This is a genomic window from Geobacillus sp. WSUCF1 (assembly GCF_000422025.1).
In the GTDB taxonomy this organism is placed as follows: Bacteria; Bacillota; Bacilli; order Bacillales; family Anoxybacillaceae; genus Geobacillus; species Geobacillus zalihae.
In genome coordinates, this window is record NZ_ATCO01000219.1 from 1 (window position 1) to 2,494 (window position 2,494).

The 2,494-nt window shown below is 34.6% G+C and carries 4 protein-coding genes; 2 read left to right on the plus strand and 2 right to left on the minus strand.

Going from position 1 to position 2,494, the window contains the following annotated elements; translation table 11 throughout:
• The coding region (locus I656_RS00915; RefSeq protein WP_020756770.1) for a DUF4277 domain-containing protein at positions 1 to 479 on the minus strand (479 nt) is incomplete at its 3' end.
• Between the two features lie 170 nt (positions 480 to 649).
• On the opposite strand from I656_RS00915, the gene I656_RS0116910 reads away from it, so the two are divergent.
• A complete protein-coding gene (locus tag I656_RS0116910) occupies positions 650 to 904 on the plus strand; it encodes a hypothetical protein (RefSeq protein WP_025039385.1) in 255 nt (84 codons plus the stop codon).
• 397 nt (positions 905 to 1,301) lie between these two features.
• Complete coding sequence (locus I656_RS0116915; RefSeq protein ID WP_014194626.1) at positions 1,302 to 1,496, plus strand: hypothetical protein; 195 nt, start codon at positions 1,302 to 1,304, stop codon at positions 1,494 to 1,496.
• A 42-nt stretch (positions 1,497 to 1,538) separates the two neighbouring features.
• Here the strand turns inward: I656_RS0116915 and I656_RS00910 are convergent, their stop codons facing one another.
• Positions 1,539 to 2,342, minus strand: coding sequence for a hypothetical protein (locus I656_RS00910; protein WP_014194627.1), 804 nt, complete (start codon positions 2,340 to 2,342; stop codon positions 1,539 to 1,541).
• Positions 2,343 to 2,494 lie beyond the last annotated feature (152 nt).

A 2,494-nucleotide genomic window follows, 5' to 3' on the forward strand; every position in this document is an offset into this window, starting at 1 on the left:
TGCCAACGATGATGGCGGTTGTAGCCATGTGTGATTTGTAAGGCCTCTAACGAGGCCGATTCATACGCGCCGTAAACGGTCTTGTCCGTCGTATCGGCGTGGAAGGCTCGGAGGGAAAGGCCTTCTTTTCGATAAATATGAATCAAGCAAGTGCTGATGACGTTGTGAATGCCAGCCTCATACAGGCGATCGAGATGACGGGCCAACGCATCGTCGTTCAACCAGGAAGGATGGAGATCGGGACGGATGAGTTTCTCACAATCGACCTCCTGAGCCCAATGTTCCAAGTGAACAAGGGCTTGCCGGCCGTCAAACATATTGTAGAGGATGGCCTGAACGGCATCGCTGACTCGCGTTTGGCACTGCGGATCGACGGGCACGAGATGGTCAATCAATTGAGGCAGACCCAGTTTCTTGAATAGGGCACTTATTATATTCAAATAAGAATTGCGATAGACCTTTTTGACTTGAACGTTCATAAGAGAAAAACTCCTTTACGTTCCTTGTGTGTCAAGGATTCATTCGACATCGGAACGAAAAAATCCTCCCGATTTTCGTCGAGAGGGTGCGAAATGTGAGTTATAAGAAGAAGGAATTATACACTAAATTATAGTGTATATCAACCTATACAGGGAGGTGATTGGGTATTATGACAAAAAAGGAATTTTTTAAGTTGATGGTTCATGCAATTATTCTCTCTATTATTGTATATACCGTCTATGCAATTATCGGATATGGCTTTGGGGTTGATTTCTTTAAATTTTACAAACATCAAACAAGCGTTGGAACGACATCTGATTATTTTGATTTTACTCCTATTGTCATTTCGTTCATTGTTGCTTTCTTCTATAATAGAAAAGAGAATAACGACATCCATAGTAATGGGGAAAAAGTAAGTGAATGATTTGTTTTTCACTTACTTTTTCTTTTTTGAAGATATTACTTAATTTCCATGCCAATTTTACTTATTGCTTTTTTAAATAAGCCGTTGTGTGAGAACAGGTAAAGAGCTTTCATTAATGGAAATAATTTGGTATTATGCTGGAATTTTAGTCGGGTAAATTTGAGCTTTTGTTTTTTGATAAACCTCTCTGTCCCCAATTTAATATTTTTGTTGATCAAAATTATTTTTAATGTTAGAATAAATTCGAAATTGTTTTTGTAATTATTGGTTATATTTCCTTGATTTGTTCTTATGGTACTAAGTTTTTTATAATTGCAATCTACTCATATACGATTTACAACACAAACATTTTTAAGTGTGTTTTTTGATTATAAATCAAAAACAAGAAGGTGAAACAATGAATATCGGATTAGCCATTTTATTAATTATAATTATTATTCTCTTATCAATGTTTTTAATTCCTTTAAAAAAAATTAAACCTAATTTATTCAAAATGGGGCTAACTTTTATTGGTATTTTAATTATTATTGTATTTTTACTTGTAACAGGAATATATGATCCTTATGCAGATCACATACCAAGCAAAAAATAAAGGGGCTGAATGCTTTTCGGCAAGCCCCTTTATTTTTTTATATTAGTAATGCCATTTAGTTCCTTCGAAATTATCGTGCCAGTGGAATTTTGTAGGATGTCCCATAGCTGGTGAGCAATTTCTCGTACCATCACAATATTCTGTGCTGTCCCATTTATCTAAAGCGCATTGAGGTGTACGCATCCAAACCGCAAATACCCAATAGCAATCGCTTCCTTTGAAGTGGGTCCAGTCATGCACATGTCTGCCATCTGAATCTACGCCATTATAATCATTACAAGGAATATGAGGGGATTTATGGCTCTGAATAGTTATCGTCCCCGTGTTATCCATGCTATTATCGTTATGATTGTCGTTTTCATCTATAGCAGGATGCATTTCATCCAAAAAATCTTTAAGAGGAATGAGAGCCTTAAATTGATATGTTTTTTTATTGCCGACTTTTACTTTATCTGTATAAATGGTTTTCTCTCCATATAAAACATTAATTTCGTATTTACCTGGATCCAGTTGTGGTGATTCGAATAAACCATTTACATCAGGATGTAATGTTGATACTGTATTTCCATTGGAATCATTTATATTTATCGTTAGTCCTTGTGGGTTTAAGACTATTCCTTCTTTTTTATCTTTACCAATAAAATGTACTCCATCTTGTTTCATATTGTCGATTAAGTCTTTTGGTGCATCATCCAAAGAAATTCCAAATGTAACTTGTCCATTAAGAGTTAAGTCTTTTTCCTTAGCATAAGTAAATGATTTAACAGATATTGCAATAAGAGAAAAAAACAATAATACACCTACAAATAATACACCTAAATTTTTCGTTCTTCTTGACAGAATCATAGCATTCCCCCTCTAATCTTTTAGATTCTGTTTTCAAGTATATTAAACCATTATTGGTTTTTAATGTCAATTCATAATTTAATCATTTTTTGGGTCTTCACCATTTTCTGTGATTTCTACTCAATCCTAGATACATGTTAGCTGGATGAAAT